Source organism: Paenibacillus sp. P4_E11 (assembly GCF_056401635.1).
Genome location: NZ_JBFUIX010000289.1, coordinates 1 through 3,011, shown reverse-complemented (window position 1 = coordinate 3,011; position 3,011 = coordinate 1). Strand labels below are relative to the sequence as shown.

The 3,011-nt window shown below is 49.0% G+C and carries 3 protein-coding genes and 1 pseudogene; 1 reads left to right on the top strand and 3 read right to left on the bottom strand.

Annotated features, from left to right (window positions below):
- Positions 1–206 precede the first annotated feature (206 nt).
- Positions 207–1,085: a phytanoyl-CoA dioxygenase family protein gene (locus tag AC1DWB_RS32960; protein WP_477545314.1), complete on the bottom strand. Its 879-nt coding sequence runs from the start codon at positions 1,083–1,085 to the stop codon at positions 207–209.
- A gap of 94 nt (positions 1,086–1,179) precedes the next feature.
- Complete coding sequence (locus AC1DWB_RS32955) at positions 1,180–2,055, bottom strand: AraC family transcriptional regulator (protein WP_477545313.1); 876 nt, start codon at positions 2,053–2,055, stop codon at positions 1,180–1,182.
- A 166-nt stretch (positions 2,056–2,221) separates the two neighbouring features.
- Here AC1DWB_RS32955 and AC1DWB_RS32950 point away from each other — a divergent pair, with 166 nt between their 5' ends.
- Positions 2,222–2,701 (top strand): NUDIX hydrolase, encoded by a 480-nt coding sequence (locus tag AC1DWB_RS32950; RefSeq protein WP_477545312.1) that lies wholly within the window; start codon positions 2,222–2,224, stop codon positions 2,699–2,701.
- 80 nt (positions 2,702–2,781) lie between these two features.
- On the opposite strand, the pseudogene AC1DWB_RS32945 reads toward AC1DWB_RS32950, so the two are convergent.
- A pseudogene (locus AC1DWB_RS32945) lies at positions 2,782–3,011 on the bottom strand (tryptophan synthase subunit beta); the annotation flags it as partial.

The following is a 3,011-nucleotide window of genomic DNA, read 5'->3' as shown; positions in this document are numbered from 1 at the left end:
GTCTAACATGGAGCTAGACGCGACTTTTCAGGGGAGATAGACGGATTTTCCGTCTATCTCGACACTGGGCTAGACTTTTCTAGAGAGTTAGACGGATTTTCCGTCTAACTCGGTGATTGGGCGCGACTTTCAGAGGAGATAGACGGATTTTCCTTCTATCTCGGAGCCAGGCGCGACGGTGCTCTCTTGCTTTACCCGTAATCGACTTATACGCGATGCGCTTTCTGCGCCGGCTTCTCAAGAGCATCTCTCCACAGCTGGCACCAGGCTTCATGGTCGTTCAAAACACTATCCGGATTATTTGTACTTCTGACAACGAATGAAGGGTGGAAAGCACGGCCTGATGAAGCACCAGTCTTATGATAGCGAAGATCGATGGACCAGCGAATAATGTCAGACCGGTTCGTCGTCCCACGATGCGGCGTATACTTATTCATAATGACGATGCTGCCTTTGCGGCATTCTGCTTTGATCGAACTCACATGAGGCAGCAGTTGGGGAACGATCGTCGTTCCACCATCGGCTTGATGCTCCAGATAGCCAAGCTTAAACACTTCGGGCATAATCTCCATGCATCCCGTCTTGGCCGTTGCATCCACAAGCGGAAGCCAGAACGTAATGATCTCGGATGCTTCTGAGTCGTCGGATGTTACGGCTGCATCTTGATGCCAAGGTACATTCTCCATCCCGACGGGCTGCTCGCCATCGCCCTTCCATGGCATTTTCGCTCGAAGGTGCTGAATCGGATTGCAGGATAGTTCCCGGCCGAGCAATGATTCTACCACGTTCAGCAGACGATCGCTACGAAGGAAATCGAACATAGCGTGACCCAGCAGGAACATAATGTCGAACTTCTTGTTGATCTCGGGACATTGCGCATTTAGCATCGCGAATCGTTGCTCGAATGGCAAATCCTCGTGCAGATCCTTGAGCTTACCTTCCGCGTGCAGGATAATGGCACGGGCCGATATTTGCCGCTCCACCTCATCAATGACAGGTTGCAAATCAGCATCGGAGAATACATCCTCAGCAATAATATAACCATTCGTTTGAAAGTCGACAATCTGTTCATGGGTTAAGCTCATGGCAGTTTACTCCTCCTAAGGGATCAATCTATTCATCCCAAGTATAGGAACTGAAGCGTTTCCTCAGAAGGCAATAAATTGACCACTATGCGCACTATTTTATCCTGTTTTCCCCTTGGAGACGTTTACGGTACAATTGAGGGCTTTCCCCATACACGCTGCGGAACACTCTTGCGAAATAAGAAGGTTCCTCATAGCCCAGTTTCTCGGAAATCGCATAAACGGGAAGATCCGTGAGGGAGAGCAAGCTCTCCGCTTCACGCATACGCACACCTTGCAAATAGCCCATCGGTGTTTCACCCGAATGCTCTTTGAACAATCGACATAAGTAATTGGGGGTCAGATGAGCGAACTCAGCGGTTTCCCGCAATGTAACGGGACGGCCGCGATTCGAGTGCAGGAAATGCTTGATCGTTTCGATTGTCTCATCTTCCCGAGTACCCGTCTGCTCCGCCTTGACCGAGCTATATACAATCGTTTCAACCCGAGTCAGCAAGTCCGCGACCATCAGGCCGAAATGATGACGCAGCAGCGGGGAGGCATATAACCCTAAAATGCGCTCGTAGCCTTCTATTAGAAGGGGTTTGAGGCGAGACGGCACAAGAAACGGTTGGGTTGTATCCAATGTGGAGTTGCGACTGTTCCTAGTCAGATCGAAGAAGTTCACATCTGCCGCATTCCCGCTCGCATCCAGTAATTGGAACGTACTTTCCAGATTGGTGAACGGCTCTTCGTAACCGAAGACGAATTTGTGCGGCTCGTTCGGATTGATGATGTAGAGCATCCCTGGCAATGCGGTAGTCGTTGTAGAGCCGACAGTAAACTTCCCTTTTCCTTCTAATACATACATAATATGAAAAACCGGATGTGAATGCAGAGCGCCGTACACATTGTAGCGGCCCTTCATCAGATTCGTGGTCAGATGGTCAATCGTATATTGCGCTTCATGCGTGGCAAGCTTAATCTCCATGCGGCGTCCCTCTCATCTTCAGATGATAGTTCTCATTATAGCGCATGATGCAACAATGTGAGATAGTAGGATTAACAACGATTGGTAAACTGATAGAATGATAGTGGGGAAAGAATATCCTGAAAGCAATTATGGAGAACCGGAAAAGGAGCGAAGAATAGTCATCATGTATAAGTACACGATAGGCTTCATCAAGCAAGGAACCAGACTATTAATGCTGAATCGGAATAATGCCCCTACTATGGGTTTGTGGAATGGTGTCGGCGGTAAGCTGGAGATCGGGGAGACACCGCTGCAAGGGATCATTAGGGAAGCGGCGGAAGAAACGGGTTTCGAATTGACGAATTTCGTGTACAAGGGGATTGTGACCTGGGAGGTGGATGCTGCTCATAAAGGTGGGATGTATGCGTTCGTAGCAGAGTTACCGGATGGAGTAGACGATCAACTACCTCGAAAAGTCGATGAGGGCATTCTGGATTGGAAAGAAATCGATTGGTTGTTTGACGACGGAAACAAGGGGGTCAGCGTGCTGATTCCCCGATATTTGCCGATGCTCTTGAACAACGAACAAATCTATGAGCACAAATGCACCATATTGAATGACAGGTTGGTCGCCTATGAGGCGATTCCGATAGAGTCGCACTGATTATTCGCTCAGACAATATAAGACTGGGGCTATACCCAAAAGTCTACTCCAAGACTTAGGGATAGCCCCTTTTACTTTCCTTACTTGTTCAGCATGTGGAATACTTGCTCCACGTCTTTATCACCGCGGCCGGACAAGTTGATGATTAGGATTTGATCCTTGGCTAATGTCGGCGCCAGCTTCTTGGCATGTGCAACCGCATGTGCGCTTTCAAGCGCAGGGATGATCCCTTCCGTTCTGGACAGCTCCTGGAACGCTTCTAATACTTCCTCGTTGGTCACCGTTACATATTCAGCGCGGCCTGTCACTT